The organism is Streptomyces sp. RKAG337 (assembly GCF_023701715.1).
Taxonomy (GTDB): Bacteria; Actinomycetota; Actinomycetes; order Streptomycetales; family Streptomycetaceae; genus Actinacidiphila.
In genome coordinates, this window is record NZ_JAJOZA010000001.1 from 1795165 (window position 1) to 1816052 (window position 20888).

Consider the following 20888-nt stretch of genomic DNA (forward strand, 5'->3'; position numbering starts at 1 on the left):
AACCAGACCGTGCCGAATAGTCAACGTTCCACCCATGAGCAACCACCGCCGAACAGATGCCGGCGTAATGGCCCTGGACTACTTTCGCAGCCAGAATGCTCCTTAGAAAGGAGGTGATCCAGCCGCACCTTCCGGTACGGCTACCTTGTTACGACTTCGTCCCAATCGCCAGTCCCACCTTCGACGACTCCCTCCCTTGCGGGTTGGGCCATCGGCTTCGGGTGTTACCGACTTTCGTGACGTGACGGGCGGTGTGTACAAGGCCCGGGAACGTATTCACCGCAGCAATGCTGATCTGCGATTACTAGCAACTCCGACTTCATGGGGTCGAGTTGCAGACCCCAATCCGAACTGAGGCCGGCTTTTTGAGATTCGCTCCACCTTGCGGTATCGCAGCTCATTGTACCGACCATTGTAGCACGTGTGCAGCCCAAGACATAAGGGGCATGATGACTTGACGTCGTCCCCACCTTCCTCCGAGTTGACCCCGGCGGTCTCCTGTGAGTCCCCATCACCCCGAAGGGCATGCTGGCAACACAGAACAGGGGTTGCGCTCGTTGCGGGACTTAACCCAACATCTCACGACACGAGCTGACGACAGCCATGCACCACCTGTACACCGACCACAAGGGGGGCCGTATCTCTACGGCTTTCCGGTGTATGTCAAGCCTTGGTAAGGTTCTTCGCGTTGCGTCGAATTAAGCCACATGCTCCGCTGCTTGTGCGGGCCCCCGTCAATTCCTTTGAGTTTTAGCCTTGCGGCCGTACTCCCCAGGCGGGGAACTTAATGCGTTAGCTGCGGCACCGACGACGTGGAATGTCGCCAACACCTAGTTCCCAACGTTTACGGCGTGGACTACCAGGGTATCTAATCCTGTTCGCTCCCCACGCTTTCGCTCCTCAGCGTCAGTAATGGCCCAGAGATCCGCCTTCGCCACCGGTGTTCCTCCTGATATCTGCGCATTTCACCGCTACACCAGGAATTCCGATCTCCCCTACCACACTCTAGTCTGCCCGTATCGAATGCAGACCCGGGGTTAAGCCCCGGGCTTTCACATCCGACGTGACAGACCGCCTACGAGCTCTTTACGCCCAATAATTCCGGACAACGCTCGCACCCTACGTATTACCGCGGCTGCTGGCACGTAGTTAGCCGGTGCTTCTTCTGCAGGTACCGTCACTTGCGCTTCTTCCCTGCTGAAAGAGGTTTACAACCCGAAGGCCGTCATCCCTCACGCGGCGTCGCTGCATCAGGCTTTCGCCCATTGTGCAATATTCCCCACTGCTGCCTCCCGTAGGAGTCTGGGCCGTGTCTCAGTCCCAGTGTGGCCGGTCGCCCTCTCAGGCCGGCTACCCGTCGTCGCCTTGGTAGGCCATTACCCCACCAACAAGCTGATAGGCCGCGGGCTCATCCTTCACCGCCGGAGCTTTTAACCCACCCCCAGGAGGAGGAGAGTGTTATCCGGTATTAGACCCCGTTTCCAGGGCTTGTCCCAGAGTGAAGGGCAGATTGCCCACGTGTTACTCACCCGTTCGCCACTAATCCACCCGAAGGCTTCATCGTTCGACTTGCATGTGTTAAGCACGCCGCCAGCGTTCGTCCTGAGCCAGGATCAAACTCTCCGTGAATGTCTCCACGCAAGAGCGGCACCACCGGCCGGAATAAGGCCCGTGGTGCACAGCGTCCTCGCTGTGTAATTGCCTCCCACCAGTTCCCGTCCCGAAGGACCGGAGGGCAGAAGGACTTTTTCAAAGGAACCACCAAACGAAACCCGAATGGGTTCCGCCCGGGGTGTTTTAAGTCTGGCGTTGACTTTTGGCACGCTGTTGAGTTCTCAAGGAACGGTCGCTTCCTTTGGTGCCGTTTCACCGGCGCCCTCCGGGCTTCCCTTCGTGTTTCCGACTCTATCAGACGCTTTCGCGTCCGATTCCCAGTCAGCGGGAGTACTGCAGATCCTGCATTGTATTGCCGTGTTGCTGTCTTGCTTTAGCGTTTCTGCCTTTCGGCTTTCCCGCTGCACCCGACTTTACCAGAAGGTTTCCGTCGGATTTCCCAGCCAATTCGAGTCTGCCCTGGAAACACACGTTTCCGCGGCACTCGTCGAGGCGGTTGTGACAACGTACTGGAGCGGGGCACCCGGATGCAAATCGGTTGCCCCGCCCCGGTGACTGTGCATCAGGTCTGTGCTCAGACCTCGACGACGACCGGCAGGATCATCGGCCGGCGGCGGTAGGTGTCGGACACCCACTTGCCGATCGCACGGCGGATGAGCTGCTGCAACTGCCGTACTTCCACGACGCCGTCGGAGGCCGACCTGGCCATCGCTTCCTCGATCTTCGGGATGACCGCCGAGAACGCCTCGTCGTCGATCCCGGAGCCCCGGGCATGGATGTACGGTCCGCCCACGAGCTTGCCCGTGTTGCTGTCCATGACGACGGTCACGGAGACGATGCCCTCTTCGCCGAGGATGCGGCGGTCCTTGAGGGAGGACTCGGTGACATCGCCGACCGAGAGGCCGTCGACGTACACATAGCCGGCCTGCACCTTGCCCGCGATCTTGGCGACACCGTCGATGAGGTCGACGACGACGCCGTCCTCGGCGATGACGCAGCGGCTCTTGGGAATGCCGGTGAGCTGTCCCAGCTCGGCGTTGGCGCGCAGGTGGCGCCATTCGCCGTGGACCGGCATCAGGTTCTTCGGCTTGCAGATGTTGTAGAAGTACAACAGCTCGCCGGCCGAGGCGTGGCCCGAGACGTGCACCTTGGCGTTGCCCTTGTGGACGACGTTGGCGCCCCAGCGGGTCAGACCGTTGATGACGCGGTAGATCGCGGTCTCGTTGCCCGGGATGAGCGACGAGGCCAGGACGACGGTGTCGCCCTCGACGATCCGGATCTGGTGGTCGCGGTTGGCCATCCGGGACAGGGCGGCCATCGGCTCGCCCTGGGATCCCGTGCAGACCAGGACGACCTTGTTGTCCGGCAGGTCGTCGAGCTGCTTGACGTCCACGATCAGGCCCTGCGGCACCTTGAGGTAGCCGAGGTCACGGGCGATGCCCATGTTGCGGACCATGGAGCGGCCCACGAAGGCGACCTTGCGGCCGCGCTGCTGGGCGCAGTCCAGCACCTGCTGGATGCGGTGGATGTGGCTGGCGAAGCTCGCCAGGATGATCCGCTTCTCCGCCTTGGCGAAGACCTGCTCCAGCGCCTGCGAGATGTCGCGCTCCGGCGGGATGAAGCCGGGGACCTCGGCGTTGGTGGAGTCGGAGAGCAGCAGGTCGATGCCCTCGTCCGCCAGCCGCGCGAAGGCGTGCAGGTCGGTCAGCCGGCCGTCGAGCGGCAGCTGGTCCATCTTGAAGTCGCCGGTGTGCACGACCATGCCCGCGGGGGTGCGGATGGCGACCGCGAGGGCGTCCGGGATGGAGTGGTTGACCGCGATGAACTCGCAGTCGAAGGGGCCGATGCGCTCGCGCTGGCCTTCGGCCACCTCGAGGATGTACGGCCGGATGCGGTGTTCCTGGAGCTTCGCCTCGATGAACGCGAGCGTCAGCTTGGAGCCGATCAGCGGGATGTCGTCCCGCTCGCGGAGCAGGAACGGGACGGCGCCGATGTGGTCCTCGTGGCCGTGGGTCAGCACGATGCCGACGATGTCGTCCAGCCGGTCCCGGATCGACGAGAAGTCGGGGAGGATCAGGTCGATACCGGGCTGCTCGTCCTCGGGGAAGAGCACTCCACAGTCGACGATCAGCAGTTTCCCGTTGAATTCGAAGACCGTCATGTTGCGGCCGATTTCGCCGAGGCCGCCGAGCGGTGTGATGCGCAGGCCGCCTTCGGGCAGCGCACGGGGCAGGCCGAGCTCGGGGTGCGGGTGGCTCAAAGTTTCTCCTCACCACGCGAGCCGGGGTCCCGTGGACCGCTGGTGCGCGTGACATTGCGATGTGTCGTCGGTTTGCGTGTACGTGCGTATTCAGTTGTGAAGTCTGTGGTGGTGAAGTCTGCGACCCGCGAGCCCGGGGCTGCGGAAGTCTGTGACTACAGGTGTACCCCGCCTGCGGCGAGATCCTTCTTCAGCTGCTCCGTCTCACTCCCGGACAGTTCCACGAGCGGCAGCCGCAGCGGCCCCGCGGGAAGTCCCAGGAGTTCGAGGGCTGCCTTGGTGGTCATGACGCCCTGTGTCCTGAACATGCCCGTGAAAATGGGAAGCAGGCTCTGGTGGATCTCGACGGCCTTGGCGGTGTCCCCTGCCAGGTGGGCCTGGAGCAGCGCGCGCAGCTCCGGGGAGACGACATGGCCGACGACGGAGACGAAGCCGACCGCGCCGATCGAGAGCAGCGGCAGGTTGAGCATGTCGTCGCCGGAGTACCAGGCGAGTCCGCTGCGGGCGATGGCCCAGCTCGCCGCGCCGAGGTCGCCCTTGGCGTCCTTGTTGGCGACGATGCGGGGGTGCTCGGCCAGCCGGACGAGGGTCTCCGTGTCGATCGGGACACCGCTGCGGCCGGGAATGTCGTAGAGCATCACCGGCAGGCCGGTGGCATCGGCGATGACCGTGAAGTTCTGGTACAGCCCCTCCTGGGAGGGCTTGCTGTAGTACGGCGTCACGGTGAGCAGGCCGTGCGCGCCGGCCTGCTCGGCCTGGCGCGCGAGCTCGACGCTGTGCCGGGTGTCGTTGGTGCCGACTCCGGCGATGACGAAGGCGCGGTCCCCCACGGCTTCCAGGACGGCCCGTACGAGCTGCCCTTTCTCCACGTTGCTGGTGGTCGGCGACTCGCCGGTGGTGCCGTTGACGACCAGGCCGTCATTGCCTGCGTCGACCAGGTGGGCGGCCAGTCGCTGTGCGCCGTCGAGGTCGAGCGCGCCGTCCGCGGTGAACGGCGTGACCATTGCGGTCAGGACCCGCCCGAAGGGGGTCGTCGGTGTGGAGGTCGGAGCCATGGGTCCAACGCTACTCGTTGTATGTCGGCGCGTGTCGCCTCGGGACCTGCGGAAAGGACTCCGGCGGTGCCTGCTCGGGGGTCCAAGCACTGCCGGAGTCCGTTTCAGCAGCCTAGATGAACTTCGCGAATGCCTGCAATCGGAACACTTCGGACAAATGGCTGTGACGAGCGCTACGGAGCGATGCGCCCGTTGCCGTTGAAGGCCGCGTGGGTCAGCGGCATGAGCTTCGCCCACTCGGCTTCCATCTTCTCGCCGACCATCTCGATCTCCCGCTGCGGGAAGGACGGAACGGCCGCCAGCTCGTGCTGGGTACGGAGTCCGAGGAAGTGCATGAGCGAGCGCGCGTTGCAAGTCGCGTACATCGACGAGAACAGCCCCACCGGGAGGACCGCACGGGCCACCTCACGGGCGATGCCGGCGGCCAGCATCTCCTGGTACGCCTCGTACGCCTGGCGGTACGAGGCCTCCATGGCCTCGGTCGTCGCCCGGTGCTGGGCATCCGTGCCGTCCACGAACTCGTACTTGCCCGGACGGCCCTGCTGGACGAGCTTGCGCTCCTGCGCGGGAACGTAGAACACCGGCAGCAGCTCGCGGTAGCGGCCGGACTCCTCGTTGTACGACCAGCCGACGCGGTGCCGCATGAACTCGCGGAAGACGAAGATCGGGGCGCTGATGAAGAACGTCATCGAATTGTGCTCGAACGGGCTGCCGTGCCGGTCACGCATCAGATAGTTGATCAGGCCCTTGGACCGCTCGGGGTCCTTGGTCAGCTCTTCCAGGGACTGCTCTCCCGCGGTGGACACGCGCGCCGCCCACAGCACGTCCGAGTCCGCGGCGCTGTGCTTCACCAGGTCGACGGTCACCTCACCGCGGAACTGGACGGCGGTCTCGGTGGAAGTGTCGCTCACCGTGGGTCCTTCCTGCTTGTCTCAAGGGGCGCGCCCAGCCTAGACGCTGGCGCTGACAGCCCTGCTCATCGCCACAAACCGCACCCCGCCCGCCGAATGGCGGACGAGGGTTGTTAGATTGGGAGACTTCCAGCAATTCGGACACTGGAGTGTGCTGCATGTTCCGCCGGGGAGAGCCTGTTCCGTTCGCCTTCATAGCCGAGGCGGAGAGCTTCCAGAGCAACGTCGCTCCTCCGCCCAGAACGCGACCGAGCACGCTCCGGATCGCGGGACGCGCGCTGGGAACGGTGCTGGTGCTCGGCGGACTGCTCGCCGCCGCGCTGCTCGGCGGTCCCGCGCTCGATCCGCACCAGCAGGGCTCGGTCGGCTCGCAACACGAAGAGGCGGCCCGGACGCCCTGAGCTGGTCACCGCGTCGGACGGCGGCTAACCTCACCGGTCAGAGCCCCACCTCTGCCGGAAAAGGACCACGCACGTGCCCCTGCCTTTCCTCGCCTCCGACAGCGTCCACGACCAGCGCGAGGTGCCCGCGGCGCTGCCGCACACCCCGCAGGACCGGTGGATGCGCCCCTACCGCCCCGGCCCGTGGCGGGTCGCCACGGCCGCGCTGCTGCTGGTGCTCTCCTCGTACGTGCTCTTCGCCGCGATGATCATCGCCGCCACGGGCGCGCTGCCCGGCGCCGGGCTCTGCCTGGGCGGGGGCGTGCTGGTGATCGTCAGCGCGCTGCGGCTGCTGCGGGTCGGGTTCTGGGTCAGCGGACGCGGGCTGCGGCAGTCCGGGCTCTTCCACACGATCACCGTGCCGTGGGACGGCGTCGGCAGTGTGCGCACCGTGCAGCAGCCGGTGAAGGTGCTGGGACTGCCGCGCACCGTCCAGGGGCAGGCGCTCGTCGTCACCCGCCGGGACGGCCAGGCGCTGCGGCCGCTGATGACCGACCACAACGCCGACTTCCTCGGGCGTACCGAGGCCTTCGACATGGCGGCCGACGCCATAGAGGGCTGGGCCACAGAACTCCGCTGACGCCTCCTCCGGGCGTGGCGGCGAACCGATTCAGCTCGTGCGGACCGGCTTGCCGTCGCGCAGCGCGATGGCGCGCTGCATGGCCTTGCGGGCCCGCGGGGTGTCGCGGGCGTCGAAGTAGGCGATGGCGAGCCGGAACCAGCTGCGCCAGTCGTCCGGGGAGGCCTCCGTCTCGGCCTGCCGCTTCGCGAAGACCGCGTCCGCCGAGTCGCGGTCGATCCGGCCGCTGGGGGTGCGGACGAGCTCGTCCACGGGGAGGCCGCCCTCGGCGTCCAGCTCCCGGGAGAGCCGGTTCGCGTGCCGGGCGAACTGGGTGGTCTGCCACAGGAACCAGGCCCCGATGAACGGCAGCACCAGGACGGCGATGCCGAAGGGCACGGTGATCCACGTGCCCTCCTCCAGGAGCAGCACGCCCCGGCTGCCGACCAGGACGAAGTAGCAGACCAGCGCTCCGGCCAGTACGAAGTAGGTCACTTTGGCGCGCACGGCGATCAGTCCTGGCCCAGGCGGTGTTCATCGGTGAGGAAATGCTCGAGGCCGAAGGTCAGGCCGGGGGTTCCGGTGACCTTCCGGGCGGCGAGCAGGATGCCCGGCATGAAGCTGCTGTGGTGCAGCGAGTCGTGCCGGATGGTGAGGGTCTCGCCCGTGTCGCCGAACAGGACTTCCTGGTGGGCGAGCAGGCCGCGCAGCCGCACCGAGTGCACCGGCACCCCGTCGACGTCCGCGCCGCGCGCGCCGTCCAGGCCGTGCGTGGTCGGGTCCTGCTGACGCGGCATCCCGGCCTCGTCGCGGGCGGCGGCGATGAGCTGGGCGGTCCGGGTGGCGGTGCCGCTGGGGGCGTCCGCCTTCTTGTTGTGGTGCAGTTCGATGACCTCGACGGTCTCGAACCAGCGGGCCGCCTGCTGCGCGAAGCGCATCGTCAGGACCGCGCCGATCGAGAAGTTCGGGGCGATGAGCACTCCGGTGGCCGGGGAGTCCGCCAGCCAGCCGTTGAGCGCCGTCAGACGCTCCTCGGTCCAGCCGGTGGTTCCCACCACGCCGTGGATGCCGTTGCGGACGCAGAACTCCAGGTTCGCCATCACGGCGTCCGGGTGCGTCAGCTCGACGGCCACCTGCGCGCCGGCGTCGGTCAGCGCCGTCAGCGGGTCGTTCCTGCCGAGCGCGGCGACCAGTTTCAGGTCGTCGGCCGCCTCGACGGCCCGCACGGCCTCGGCGCCGATCCGGCCGGTGGCGCCGATGACGGCCACACGGAGCTTGCTCATGCTGATCCGTTCCTCCGGTTGTGCGCCGCGGTCGCGTGCTGCGACCGCGGCGCGGGGTACGACCCGTCGCGCGTGGGTTACGCGACCGATTCGTGCAGACGCGAGGCCTGCTTGTCCTTCAGCGGGCCGATGACGGCCAGCGAGGGACGGTGTCCCAGTACATCGCGGGCGACCGCGCGCACGTCGTCCGGGGTGACGGCGGCGATGCGCTCCAGCATCGAGTCCACCGACATCTGCTCGCCCCAGCACAGCTCGCTCTTGCCGAGGCGGTTCATCAGCGCCCCGGTGTCCTCCAGGCCCAGCACCGTCGAGCCGGACAGCTGGCCGATGGCGCGCTGCAGCTCCTCGTCGGTCAGACCGTGCTCGGACACGTTGTCGAGCTCGTCGCGGCAGATCTTGAGCACCTCGGGGACCCGGCGCGGCTGGCAGCCGGCGTAGACGCCGAACAGACCGCAGTCCGCGAACGACGAGGTGTACGAGTACACCGAGTACGCCAGCCCGCGCTTCTCGCGGACCTCCTGGAACAGCCGTGAGCTCATGCCGCCGCCCAGCGCCGTGTTGAGCACGCCGAGCGCCCAGCGGCGCTCGTCGGTACGGGCCAGGCCCGGCATGCCGAGCACGACGTGTGCCTGCTCGGTCCTGCGGTCCAGCAGCTCGACGCGGCCGGCGGTGCGCAGCGTGCGGGCGCCGGAGCGCGGGTCCATCGGCACGGCGTCGGTGTCCCGCAGCGCGCCGGCGTTCTCGAACGCCTTGCGGACCTGCCGGACGACCGTCGCGTGGTCGACGTTGCCGGCCGCGGCGACGACGAGGTGCGTCGGGTCGTAGTGCCGCTTGTAGAAGCGGGCGACCTGGTCGCGGGTGAGGGCGTTGATGGTCTCGACGGTGCCGAGGACCGGACGGCCCAGCGGGGAGTCACCGAGCATCGCCGTGGTGAACAGGTCGTGGACCTGGTCGCCCGGATCGTCCTCGGTCATCGCGATCTCCTCGAGGACGACGCCGCGCTCGGCGTCGATGTCCTCCTGGCGGATCAGCGAGCCGGTGAGCATGTCGCACACCACGTCGATGGCGAGCGGCAGGTCGTTGTCGAGGACGCGTGCGTAGTAGCACGTGTACTCCTTGGCGGTGAACGCGTTCATCTCGCCGCCGACCGCGTCGATCACCGAGGAGATGTCGAGCGCGCTGCGCCGCTTCGTGCCCTTGAAGAGCAGGTGCTCCAGGTAGTGGGTGGCGCCGTTCAGCGCCGGGGTCTCGTCGCGCGAGCCGACGCCCACCCAGATGCCGAAGGTCGCGGAGCGGACCGTCGGCAGGGTCTCGGTGACGACGCGCAGACCGCCGGGGAGCACGGTCCTGCGCACGGTGCCGATGCCGTCGGTGCCGGGAATCAGGGTCTGTGTGCGGACGGCCCGCCCCTTGGTGGAGGGACGGGCCGTCACGACAGTGGAGCGAGAGGTCACGAGCCGGACTCGTCCTCGGCGTCGCCCGCTTCTTCACCCTCGACGACCGGGATCAGCGAGAGCTTGCCACGGGCGTCGATCTCGGCGATCTCGACCTGGACCTTGGAGCCCACGGCGAGGACGTCCTCGACGTTCTCGACGCGCTTGCCGCCGGCGAGCTTACGGATCTGCGAGATGTGCAGCAGACCGTCCTTGCCCGGCATGAGCGAGACGAAGGCACCGAAGGTGGTGGTCTTCACGACGGTGCCGAGGTAGCGCTCGCCGACCTCGGGCATCGTCGGGTTGGCGATCTGGTTGATCACCGCGCGCGCGGCCTCGGCCTGAGAGCCTTCGGTCGCGCCGATGAGGACCGTGCCGTCATCCTCGATGGAGATGTCGGCGCCCGTGTCCTCCTGGATCTGGTTGATCATCTTGCCCTTGGGGCCGATGACCTCGCCGATCTTGTCCACGGGGATCTTGATGCTGATGATCCGCGGTGCGTTCGGGGACATCTCGTCCGGAACGTCGATCGCCTCGTTCATCACATCGAGGATGTGGAGGCGGGCGTCGCGGGCCTGCTTCAGCGCGGCGGCCAGGACCGAGGCGGGGATGCCGTCGAGCTTGGTGTCGAGCTGCAGCGCGGTGACGAAGGTCTTCGTACCGGCGACCTTGAAGTCCATGTCGCCGAACGCGTCTTCCGCACCGAGGATGTCGGTGAGGGCGACGTAGTGCGTCTTGCCGTCGATCTCCTCGGAGATCAGACCCATGGCGATACCGGCGACGGGGGCCTTGAGCGGCACACCGGCGTTCAGCAGCGACATGGTGGAGGCGCAGACCGAGCCCATGGACGTCGAGCCGTTGGAGCTCAGCGCCTCGGAGACCTGGCGGATCGCGTACGGGAAGTCCTCGCGGGACGGCAGCACGGGCAGGATCGCCCGCTCGGCCAGCGCGCCGTGACCGATCTCGCGGCGCTTCGGCGAACCGACGCGGCCCGTCTCACCGACGGAGTACGGCGGGAAGTTGTAGTTGTGCATGTAGCGCTTGCGCGTCTCGGGCGCCAGCGTGTCCATCTGCTGCTCCATGCGGAGCATGTTCAGCGTGGTGACACCCAGGATCTGGGTCTCGCCGCGCTCGAACAGGGCGGAACCGTGGACGCGCGGGATGGCCTCGACCTCGGCGGCCAGCGTACGGATGTCCGTCACGCCACGGCCGTCGATGCGGACCTTGTCCTTGATGACGCGCTCGCGGACCAGCTTCTTGGTCAGCGAACGGTACGCGGCGGAGATCTCCTTCTCGCGGCCTTCGAACTTCGGGAGAAGCTTCTCGGCGGCGATGGCCTTGACGCGGTCCAGCTCGGCCTCGCGGGCCTGCTTGCCGGGGATCGTCAGGGCCTGGGCGAGCTCACCGGTGACGGCCTCGGACAGGGCGGCGAAGACGTCGTCCTGGTAGTCGAGGTAGCGCGGGAACTCGACGGTCGGCTTCGCGGCCTTCGCCGCCAGCTCGGACTGCGCCTTGCACAGGGCCTTGATGAAGGGCTTGGAGGCTTCGAGGCCGGCGGCCACGATCTCCTCGGTCGGCGCCTCGGCGCCACCCTCGACGAGCGCGATCGTGCGGGCGGTGGCCTCGGCCTCCACCATCATGATCGCGACGTCGCCGTCCTCGAGGGCGCGGCCGGCCACGACCATGTCGAAGACGGCGTCCTCGAGCTGGCTGTGACGCGGGAAGGCGACCCACTGGCCCTTGATCAGTGCGACGCGGACGCCGCCGATCGGGCCGGAGAAGGGGAGACCGGCGAGCTGCGTCGAGGCGGAGGCGGCGTTGATCGCGACCACGTCGTACAGGTCATCGGGGTTGAGCGCCATGATCGTGCAGACGACCTGGATCTCGTTGCGCAGGCCCTTGGCGAAGGACGGGCGCAGCGGGCGGTCGATCAGGCGGCAGGTGAGGATCGCGTCCTCGGAGGGGCGCCCTTCGCGGCGGAAGAACGAACCGGGGATCCGGCCGGCCGCGTACATGCGCTCCTCGACGTCCACCGTGAGGGGGAAGAAGTCGAGGTTCTCCTTGGGGTGCTTCGAAGCACTGGTGGCCGACAGCACCATGGTGTCGTCGTCCAGGTAGGCCACGGCGGAGCCGGCGGCCTGACGGGCCAGACGGCCCGTCTCGAAGCGGATGGTGCGGGTGCCGAAGGAACCGTTGTCGATAACGGCCTCGGCGTAGTGGGTCTCGTTCTCCACTATGGGGATTCTCCTCATTCATGTCCCAGGGCGTATCCCGGGGACCTTCGGTGAGGGGAAGCGTCCCGCCAGGGGCCGGTCTTCGATCGAAGCCTTCGGGGAGTCCTGCTGCCCGGAGGCCACTACCGAGGACCGGCGTTCGTGGCTCATTAGGAGGACGCTCCTCCTCGTGTGTTACAGCGTGCTCACACCAGACTACAAAGAATCGCCGGTCGAGTACGCAAAGGGAGCGGCTCCCGGGTGGGAACCGCTCCCCCGCACAACGTCTTACTTGGCGCCGGCCGCACCGCGGCGGATGCCGAGGCGCTCGACCAGGGCGCGGAAGCGCGTGATGTCCTTCTTGGCCAGGTACTGCAGCAGACGGCGGCGCTGGCCGACGAGCAGCAGCAGACCACGGCGGGAGTGGTGGTCGTGCTTGTGCAGCTTGAGGTGCTCGGTGAGGTCCGAGATACGGCGCGAGAGCATCGCGACCTGCACCTCGGGGGAGCCCGTGTCGCCCTCCTTGGCACCGAACTCGGCGATGATCTGCTTCTTCGTTGCGGCGTCGAGCGGCATACGAACTCCTCAAGTGTTGGTTTGCCTCCGAGTGCCCCTGGACTGGAATCACAGGCGATCTTGGATAACTCTGGAGGCGAGGACGCGGGTTCTTACACACACATCCGTCAGCCAGGATACCAGCCGCACGGGCGACGCTTCGCCGCACGGCTCCGGGGGCCTATTCAGCCACTGGTCAGGCTGCGCGCTGAGGTGTACACGTCGAGGACAGCCAGGCAGAGAGGAACAAGGGCCAGGAGGATGAATCCCTCGGCGAGGTCGAGGGTACGTCCCCAGAACGGCGAGACGCCCTGGCGGGGGACGATCAGGGCGATGGCGGTGAGGAGTGCCGCACCCATCGCCACCGTGGCCGACAACCAGATCGTCCGCACATCGAGCGGCCCCCGGTCGCCCTGCAGCAATTCCCGGACCACTCCGGCCGGCGGGTTGAGCGCCAAGCCCAGAATGAGCAGGGTCACAGCGCCGATCCCGGCGACCAGCAGACAGACGACCTGCGCCGTGTAGCGGAAGAGACGGGCGCGCAGGAGAGTGGCGACGCCGGCGGCCAGGGCGAGCAACTGCGCCCACACGGAGTCCGAGAATCCGAGGACGGCCGCGGACCCCAGCACGACGGCGGAGCACCCGCCGACCAGGCCGAGCAGCATCTCGTGGCCACGGCGGGCCTGCGCGGCGATACGAACATAGTCGACAGGCTCCGTGGTGGGCCGCTCTCCGAAGCGCTCTACGGACCGGGCCGGCCCCGCACTCTCCTGCGGGGAGCGGAACCCGATCGGCAGCCGGGCGAAACGCGCGGACCAGCCGGGGAGGAATCCGACCAGGGCGACCGCGGTCACCCCGGCGACCGCTGCGGCTTCCCGGGGAGCCGCGCCGGTCATGATCGTGCCGAAGGTCGCGAGGGTGCCGGCGGCGGCCGCCATGGCCGCGCCGACGAAGGGCGCGTCTCCGTACGGGAGCAGCGCGATCAGCAGAATCGCGGCGATGAGCACGGTGACGCAGCCGACGAGGAACTGAAGTCTGCCGGGGCCCTCACCCGATCGGGGCTCGATGATCCCGGAGCCCGCGATGAGCAGCATCGGCAGTCCGCCGAGACCGAGGGCCACGGCGGAGGCCCGGTCGTCGTACACCCGGGCCCGCACACCGGCCAGCGCCGTCAGCAATACGCCTGAGGCACCCGCGATGACGCCGGGCAGGCTGTGCATGTCGTGCCTGAGCGGGTCCGCGAACCACAGGACGAACCCCGTCATCAGCAGCAGGACCACTCCGCCGCTCAGCCCGGCCGCCCGCATCAGGTCGTCGCTCCAGCTGTGGCGGTCGCGGTCCACGGCGGAAGCGATGGCGTCCACCACGTCGTCGTGGACGGCCGGTGGGAGCGAGTCCGCGAACGGGCGGAGACTGAGCAGCTCGCCGTCGAGGACGCGCTGCGCGGCGAGGGAAAGCCCGCTGTCGAGGACGGACCCGTCACGGCGCGTGAGGTGGAACCCGGTGGGCTCTCCCGCCACCTGGGTCTGCCCCGACAGCGCGAGGAGCTCCGACCGCAGATCGGCCACGGGTACGTCGTCGGGCAGTGCTAGGTCGATCCTGCTGTCCGGCGCTACGACGGTGACGCGGCAGTAGCCTGTCGCTGCGGTCGTGATCACCTGGTGGATCCCCCTCGTCGGTGTCGTCTGCTGCGGTGCGCCACCCTATCGGGGCCGGTCAACTGGGCTGTAGGGCAGCACCACTAGGATCAGTGACGCGCGGACAGCGGCCGCCGCCACGGGGGCGGCGGTGCGGAACCATCTGCTGCGCACGGGGGATTGATACTTCGGTGAGTGTCGTCATCGTCAAACGACCGCCGAGGGCACTGCCGCCCGCGGTCCCGTCGGGAGAGCTCCGTCTGGAACCGCCGCCGGAACTCCCCCGCGCCCAGGACCAAGGCCTGTTGATGAGTCTGCTGCCCATGCTCGGCATGGGTGGTTCCGCGGCCTATTTCTTCATGCCGGGTTCCCAGCCCATCATGAAGATCATGGGCGGGCTGATGCTCGCATCCACCGTCGTGATGGCGATCGCGCAAGCCGTCAAGATGCGGCAGGGCGTGGCCGGACACATGGCCGACGCACGCCGCGACTACCTCAAGTACCTCGCGCAGATGCGCAAGCAGGCGCGGCAGACCGCTGAGCGGCAGCGCGCCGCCCAGCTGTACACGCATCCGGCTCCCGACCAGTTGTGGGCTCTGTTGGGCGGCGCCGGTCCGCAACCGGTCGGCGGTGGCCAGGGCGGCCGGGTGTGGGAACGCCGTCCGGGCGATGAGGACTTCGGCCAGGTGCGTTTCGGACTGGGTCCGCAGCAGCTGGCGACGCCCCTCGTCGCACCCGAGACGGCGCCCGTCGACGAGCTGGAACCGCTCACGACGCACGCGATGGACAACTTCCTGCAACATCACGGGCAGGTCGAGGACCTTCCGCTGGCAGTCTCGATGCGGGCGTTCTCCGAGATCGGGCTGTCCGGTGACGCAACGACGGTCTATGGGACGGCACGCGCGGTGCTCGCCCAGCTGGCGTCGTTGCACACCCCCGAGGACCTGGTGGTGGCCGTCGTCCGGTCCGCCGGAACCGCGCCGGAGTGGGAGTGGGCCAAGTGGCTCCCCCATGTGCAGCACCCCGCCTTCTCCGACGGCGCCGGATCGGTACGGCTGATCACCGACAGCGTGCTGGAACTGGAGGCGCTGCTGGACAGCACGCTGGAGGGGCGTCCGCGCTTCCAGCGCGACGCCCAGCCCTTGCTGGACCGGCCGCACATCGTCGTCGTCCTCGACGGCGCCACCGTCACGCCGGGGTCCTCCCTGGCGCCACCCGAGGGACTGCAGGGGGTCACCCTGATCAGGATCGCCCCGGGAGAGCCCGACGAGTCCCGCGGTGGACTGTCCGTCGACGTGACCCCTTTCGAGATGCGGATCGATTCAGGAGGCGCGGTCTACAGCGGCACGGCCGATGTACTGGGACCGGTGGAGTCGGAATCCCTGGCCCGGCAGCTCGCGCCGTTGCGCATCGGAAGCGGCAGGGACGACGAACCGCTGCTGGCCAACCTGGACTTCACCGATCTGATGGGCATCGGCGAGGCGGCGGCGCTCGATGTGACACGCAGCTGGCGGCCCCGCGCGCAGCACGACCGGCTGCGGGTGCCGATCGGTGTCGGCGAGAACGGTGAGCCGGTGTTTCTCGACCTCAAGGAGGCCGCGCAGGAGGGCATGGGTCCGCACGGCCTGTGCGTCGGCGCGACCGGCTCCGGCAAATCGGAGCTGTTGCGCACCCTCGTACTCGGTCTTGCCGTCACGCACTCCTCAGAGACCCTGAACTTCGTACTCGCGGACTTCAAGGGTGGCGCGACATTTGCCGGCATGTCCGCCATGCCGCACGTCGCGGCCGTCATCACCAACCTCGCCGACGACCTGACGCTCGTCGACCGCATGCGCGACTCCATCACCGGCGAACTGCAGCGGCGGCAGGAGCTGCTGCGCTCGTCCGGCAGCTTCGCGAACATCCACGACTACGAGAAGGCCCGTGCGGCGGGTGCCGCCCTGGAGCCGATCGCGTCGCTCGTGATCGTGATCGACGAGTTCAGCGAACTACTCACAGCCAAGCCCGAGTTCATCGACATGTTCATCCAGATCGGGCGGATCGGTCGTTCCCTCGGAGTGCACCTGCTGCTGGCCTCGCAACGCCTCGAGGAGGGCAAGCTGCGGGGACTCGACACCTATCTCTCCTACCGAATCGGCCTGCGGACCTTCTCGGCGTCGGAATCCCGGGCGGCGCTCGGCGTCCCGGACGCCTATCACCTGCCTTCGGTGCCGGGTTCCGGATACCTGAAGTTCGGGACCGAGTCGATGCTGCGTTTCAAGGCCGCTTATGTGTCCGGGACACACCGCTCGGGCGGCGTCGTGGACGACGGCTCCCGACCCGCGGTACTGCGCAGGCCGGCGGTGTTCACCGCGGCACCTGTCGCCGTAGCCACCAGCACGACAGGTCCCACGCACCCCGCCGTGCCGCGTACGGACGACGCGCTCGCCGACACCGTGCTGGACGTTCTCGTCCGCCGGCTCGAAGGCCAGGGAACGGCGGCCCACCAGGTGTGGCTGCCGCCGCTGGGGGAGGCACCGCCTCTGGACCAGGTGATGGCCCCTCTGACGGTCTCGCCCGACCGCGGGCTCCGATCCGCCGACTCCGGAGCGAACGGCCGGCTCCGTGTGCCGCTCGGAGTCGTGGACAAGCCCTTCGAGCAGAGCCGTGACGCCTTCTGCCAGGACTACTCGGGAGCGGCCGGCCACGGCCTGGTGCTCGGTGGGCCCCGCAGCGGCAAGTCGACGTTGCTGCGTACGCTCGTCTCATCCTTTGCTCTCACCCACACCCCCGACGAAGTGCAGTTCTACTGCCTCGACTTCGGCGGTGGCGCGCTGCGCGCGTTGGACGCTCTCGCGCACGTCGGCGGGGTCGCCGGACGCCTGGAGCCGGACAAGGTGCGCCGCACGGTCGCGGAGGTCGCCGGCGTCCTCGCACGGCGCGAAGAACTCTTCCGTGTCCAAGGCATCGATACGATCGCCACCTACCGGCAGCGCCGAGCGGCGGGGCAGCTTCCGGGTGAGCCATGGGGGGACGTCTTCCTCGTCATCGACGGTTGGGGAGCGTTCAAGCAGGACTACGACATGCTCGAGGGAGTCGTCACCGACCTGGCCGCTCGCGGCCTCGGTTATGGAGTGCATGTCGTCATCTCCGCCTCCCGCTACATGGAGATGCGGCCGGCGCTCAAGGACCAGCTGCTGAACCGCATCGAACTGCGGCTCGGCGACACCATGGACTCGGAGTTCAACCGCAAGGCCGCAGCGAACGTCCCGGTCGGCGCCCCCGGCCGTGGCCTGACCCCCGACAGCCTGCACTTCCTGGCCGCGCTGCCCCGTATCGACGGGTCCTCGACGGCGCACGACCTGTCCGACGGAACGGCCGCTCTGGTGTCCGCGGTCAACGGCGCCTGGACCGGCGCACCCGCGCCACGGGTACGCATGCTGCCGCACCAGCTGGCAGCCGAACAACTGCCGAAGGGTCATGAGTATCCGGACCAGGGTGTCGCCTTCGCCATCGACGAGACCGCGCTGGCTCCGGTCTTCGTCAACTTCGACTCCGATCCGTTCTTCGTCGTTTTCGGTGACAGCGAGTCCGGCAAGACCGCTCTGCTGCGTCTGCTGATCAAGCAGATCTGCGAGCGCTACTCCCCCGACCAGGCGCGGATCGTCGTCGGTGACTACCGCCGCACCCTGCTGGGTGCGATCCCCGACGGCCATCTGCTCGAGTACGCGGCCACGCAGTCCGCCCTCGAACTGCACATGAACGAGATGGCCGGCCTTGTGCAGCGCCGCGCCCCCGGACCCGATGTCACTCCGCAGCAACTGCGCGACCGCAGCTGGTGGAGCGGGCCGCAGGTCTTCGTCGTCGTCGACGACTACGAACTGGTCGCCTCCAGCGGCGGCAATCCCATGGCCGTCCTCGCCGACACCCTGCCGTTCGCCCGCGACGCGGGTGTGCGCTTCATCATCGCCCGCAGTTCGGGCGGTGCCGGGCGCTCCATGTACGAGCCGTTCATCCAGCGCATCAAGGAACTCGGAGCCCAGGGCGTCGTCCTGTCCGGCGATCCGAACGAGGGCGATCTGCTCGGTAACGTCCGTCCGCGGCAGTTCCCACCGGGAAGGGGCGTCTTCGTGTCGCGCCGCCGGCGTACTCCGCTGGTCCAGCTGGGATGGCTTCCCGACCGCTGAATGATCCGCCAACGTTCCTGATCCGCACTCTTCGGCCCCGCGCGGCGGAGAGGCCTGCCCACGGGGGATAACGACGATGTCGAACTGGGATCGCACACTCAATCCATTCCGCTACGACAAGAACGGCGACCTCACGGAATCCGCCAAGCAGCGCGATGCGGAGATGACCCTTGATCATGTCGCTCCGGAGAGCGGAGTCAGCACCGGTCAGGCGGGACCGGTGCTGAAGGTGACGCCTTCTGTGCTCCGGGAGAGGGCGGGCAAGGCCGAGATCGTCGCCGCCGACTTCGAAAAGGCGGACGACAGCGCGATGGGTCAGGGAAGCGCCACCGCGGGGAACACCGGCCAGATCGCGGCCGGGCTCCGGGGATTCCACTGTGCCGGCGCCTTCGCGTCCTTCCAGGAACGCTGGGGTCATCAGATGCGGTATGTGAAGACCACACTTCTGCGAGACGTGGCGGGCGGCCTCCGAGCTGCCGCCAACGACCATCAGGACGCCGATACCGACGTGGCCAAGAAGTTGAAGAAGAAGTAACCATCGCTTCGGGGGACCCAGTCATGCCCAGTTACCACGACATCATGGAAGCCGATCTCGCTCCGCTCGACGCCGCTGTCGACAGGTGGCAAGCCCTCCCGGGGAAGTTCCACGGCATCGCGTCGGCCTTCGACAACACCGTGACCAAGGGCCTCCAAACGGCCAACATGCAGGGCGAGACCGCTGAGGCGGCACTTCAAAAGACAGTCGTGGCGAAGCAGCAGATCCAGGCCGCCGCCGACGAGGCCTTCGATGTGCACAGCATCCTCAGCGACGCCCTGTCCACGTTCAAAGCCGCGCAGAAGACTCTCCGGGACGTGACGGAGGAGGTCCGCACCAACGCCAAGGGCGTCCTGGTCATCAACGGAGCGGGCAAGGTGGGCCCCGACCCGGTCGCAGGGCCGATGCCCGGCGCAGGTCCGAGCCTCGGCGCGGCCATCCTCGACTATCAGGGTCGTGTGGACGGCGCCGTGGAATCCGCGACCGAGGCGGACAACGCCCTGCACTGGGCTCTGCTCCAGGATCCCAACGGTGCCGACCAGGGATTCAACGCCAACGCCTATGCGGACATCAACAACGCGCTGAAGGACCGTGCCCAGGCGGCCAAGGACGCCCACGACGCGGCCCGACTCGCGTCCCAGCAAGGCATCCTGTCCGTCGATGAGCTCAAGAGGCTCGACGCCCTGCTGGCGAAGCACGCCAGTGACCCGACCTTCGGGACGAAGTTCTACACCGAACTGGGACCGAAGAAGGCCCTGGAGTTCCAGGCCGACCTCGCCATCCGGACGAGTCTGATCCACGACCCCGACCGCCTCAAGGCCGCCCAGGACATCCAGAAGCAACTGGGACTGACACTGGCCGCCGCGACACAGGACGTCGACGGCGACGGATACCTGAGCAACCAATGGGTGGAGGGCCTCAAGGAGGCCGGCCACCAGCCACTCGATATGAGGTCCCGCGGCCTGTACCAGATGATGCCGTACGGCTATCAGCCGCTCGGAGCGCTGCTCAAGAACGGCGAGTACAGCACGGAGTTCCTCGGCGACGTCTCGAAGGACATGCTGAAGCTGGACAAGGAGCTCCACGGGGTCTGGCCCAGCGGCTCGCAGGAAATCCATCTGGACTTGACGGACCAGACGCAGAACCACCAGGGGACCGACCCCCTCGTAGGCCTGCTGGAAGCCAGTTCCCGGAACCCGGAATTCGCCACGCAGTTCCTCCACAACGACGGCGACCTCAAGCACCTCCTCACGACCGGGCAGGAGAACCCACTCCGCTCGGACGCACTGGGACACGCGCTGGAGGCGGGAGTCACAGGACACCCGTACGGCACTCCGCTGGATTCCACGCTGCCGCCGCACAGTGTGGCGCAGACGGAAATCATGAAGCAGGTCGTCGAGTCGGTGTCGAAGGACGCGGGTGTGGCGACGGATCAGATGCGGGACAGCCTGGCGAGGATGACCAGCGAGTACATGCCGGAGATCAACCGATCCCTGGCGGGCGGCAAGGGCCCGTACTCAATTGACGTGTTTTTTCCGACCGGCAACTCAGGGGAACCTGGATTCACCCCGATCGACACGCACAGGTTTTTGTATGAACTCGCCGCAGATCCGGGTGCTTACAAAATCCTGGATGTGGCACAGAAAACATACACCGGAAATCTCTTTGATTACCACCTCGCCCACCCTGAGAAATTTGACGGCGACCCAGAGATAACAATTAGGCAGATTGCGAATAATGCGGGGCTTTTCCAAGGCATTATGGCCTTTTCGGTTCAGGATCACAATATCATGGACGAGATTTCAGCAAACCAGTCTTTCAACGATTCCCTGAAGCCTCAGAACGAGCTGATGAAGGGTATCGCCACGGTGGGAATCGGCGTCGGAGTCGCCGCGATGACCAGCCCCATCGGAGGAATCGCGGCCGGTGCAATGGCCACATCCACCGGCAATATTCTCATCGATAATATTTTCGATGGAAGAAAAATGGACGGTTACGACGATATCCTCCTGAGCAGCGGGGCCAACCTGGACAAGGTAAAGCAATCAGCTCTGCAGTCCACGGAATTTTCAGGTCACTACGCCGGCGCGCACACTAATTCAGCCATGCGCCCCGGAAATATCGAAGGCCTAATCGCCGAGGGTTTCCGAGATGGCTGGGGAAACTCATCGACCAACCTCAGCGGCTACGAGGGGCGACCCGGCCATCCGAAGGCCGACTAGCGAAG

14 protein-coding genes and 1 rRNA gene are annotated in these 20888 nt (G+C 67.2%); 5 read left to right on the forward strand and 10 right to left on the reverse strand.

The genetic code is table 11. The features are described from left to right. Positions 1-106 precede the first annotated feature (106 nt). The 4 genes from LNW73_RS07870 to thyX form a co-directional block, all read right to left on the reverse strand. A 16S ribosomal RNA gene (locus tag LNW73_RS07870) occupies positions 107-1629 on the reverse strand. A gap of 559 nt (positions 1630-2188) precedes the next feature. After that, positions 2189-3874, reverse strand: coding sequence for a ribonuclease J (locus LNW73_RS07875; protein WP_250978031.1), 1686 nt, complete (start codon positions 3872-3874; stop codon positions 2189-2191). A gap of 155 nt (positions 3875-4029) precedes the next feature. Continuing rightward, positions 4030-4929 carry a 4-hydroxy-tetrahydrodipicolinate synthase gene (dapA, locus tag LNW73_RS07880; RefSeq protein ID WP_250978030.1) on the reverse strand — a complete coding sequence of 300 codons (900 nt, stop codon included), beginning with the start codon at positions 4927-4929 and terminating at the stop codon, positions 4030-4032. A 173-nt stretch (positions 4930-5102) separates the two neighbouring features. After that, positions 5103-5840, reverse strand: a complete 738-nt coding sequence (thyX, locus tag LNW73_RS07885; protein WP_250978029.1) for an FAD-dependent thymidylate synthase — start codon at positions 5838-5840, stop codon at positions 5103-5105. Between the two features lie 158 nt (positions 5841-5998). On the opposite strand from thyX, the gene LNW73_RS07890 reads away from it, so the two are divergent. Beyond that, on the forward strand, positions 5999-6241 hold the full coding sequence (locus tag LNW73_RS07890) for a hypothetical protein (RefSeq protein ID WP_250989451.1): 243 nt from the start codon (positions 5999-6001) through the stop codon (positions 6239-6241). Positions 6242-6314: 73 nt separating this feature from the next. Further along, entirely contained in the window at positions 6315-6860 is a 546-nt protein-coding gene (locus tag LNW73_RS07895) for a hypothetical protein (RefSeq protein WP_374117346.1), read from the forward strand. Between the two features lie 30 nt (positions 6861-6890). On the opposite strand, the gene LNW73_RS07900 is transcribed toward LNW73_RS07895, so the two are convergent. The 6 genes from LNW73_RS07900 to eccD form a co-directional block, all read right to left on the reverse strand. Then, complete coding sequence (locus LNW73_RS07900; protein WP_138357426.1) at positions 6891-7346, reverse strand: tetratricopeptide repeat protein; 456 nt, start codon at positions 7344-7346, stop codon at positions 6891-6893. Between the two features lie 5 nt (positions 7347-7351). After that, on the reverse strand, positions 7352-8122 hold the full coding sequence (dapB, locus tag LNW73_RS07905; protein ID WP_250989452.1) for a 4-hydroxy-tetrahydrodipicolinate reductase: 771 nt from the start codon (positions 8120-8122) through the stop codon (positions 7352-7354). A gap of 77 nt (positions 8123-8199) precedes the next feature. Then, positions 8200-9576 (reverse strand): M16 family metallopeptidase, encoded by a 1377-nt coding sequence (locus tag LNW73_RS07910; protein ID WP_250978025.1) that lies wholly within the window; start codon positions 9574-9576, stop codon positions 8200-8202. Next, complete coding sequence (locus tag LNW73_RS07915) at positions 9573-11789, reverse strand: polyribonucleotide nucleotidyltransferase (protein ID WP_250989453.1); 2217 nt, start codon at positions 11787-11789, stop codon at positions 9573-9575. The genes LNW73_RS07910 and LNW73_RS07915 overlap by 4 nt, the downstream gene beginning before the upstream one ends. 267 nt (positions 11790-12056) lie before the next feature. Continuing rightward, on the reverse strand, positions 12057-12344 hold the full coding sequence (rpsO, locus tag LNW73_RS07920) for a 30S ribosomal protein S15 (RefSeq protein ID WP_138357422.1): 288 nt from the start codon (positions 12342-12344) through the stop codon (positions 12057-12059). Between the two features lie 164 nt (positions 12345-12508). After that, on the reverse strand, positions 12509-13981 hold the full coding sequence (eccD, locus tag LNW73_RS07925; protein ID WP_250989454.1) for a type VII secretion integral membrane protein EccD: 1473 nt from the start codon (positions 13979-13981) through the stop codon (positions 12509-12511). A 170-nt stretch (positions 13982-14151) separates the two neighbouring features. On the opposite strand from eccD, the gene eccCa reads away from it, so the two are divergent. The 3 genes from eccCa (at position 14152) to LNW73_RS07940 (ending at position 20883) form a co-directional block, all read left to right on the forward strand. Beyond that, entirely contained in the window at positions 14152-18126 is a 3975-nt protein-coding gene (gene eccCa, locus LNW73_RS07930) for a type VII secretion protein EccCa (RefSeq protein WP_250989455.1), read from the forward strand. 76 nt (positions 18127-18202) lie between these two features. Next, positions 18203-18661 carry a type VII secretion target gene (locus LNW73_RS07935; protein WP_250989456.1) on the forward strand — a complete coding sequence of 153 codons (459 nt, stop codon included), beginning with the start codon at positions 18203-18205 and terminating at the stop codon, positions 18659-18661. Between the two features lie 23 nt (positions 18662-18684). Further along, entirely contained in the window at positions 18685-20883 is a 2199-nt protein-coding gene (locus tag LNW73_RS07940) for a DUF6571 family protein (protein ID WP_250989457.1), read from the forward strand. Positions 20884-20888: the final 5 nt, after the last annotated feature.

Coding starts and splice junctions, on each gene's coding strand:
- dapA (WP_250978030.1), bottom strand. CDS start 4,929: ATGGCTCCGACCTCCACACCGACGACCCCCTTCGGGCGGGTCCTGACC.
- LNW73_RS07935 (WP_250989456.1), top strand. CDS start 18,203: ATGTCGAACTGGGATCGCACACTCAATCCATTCCGCTACGACAAGAAC.
- LNW73_RS07940 (WP_250989457.1), top strand. CDS start 18,685: ATGCCCAGTTACCACGACATCATGGAAGCCGATCTCGCTCCGCTCGAC.
- dapB (WP_250989452.1), bottom strand. CDS start 8,122: ATGAGCAAGCTCCGTGTGGCCGTCATCGGCGCCACCGGCCGGATCGGC.
- LNW73_RS07890 (WP_250989451.1), top strand. CDS start 5,999: ATGTTCCGCCGGGGAGAGCCTGTTCCGTTCGCCTTCATAGCCGAGGCG.
- rpsO (WP_138357422.1), bottom strand. CDS start 12,344: ATGCCGCTCGACGCCGCAACGAAGAAGCAGATCATCGCCGAGTTCGGT.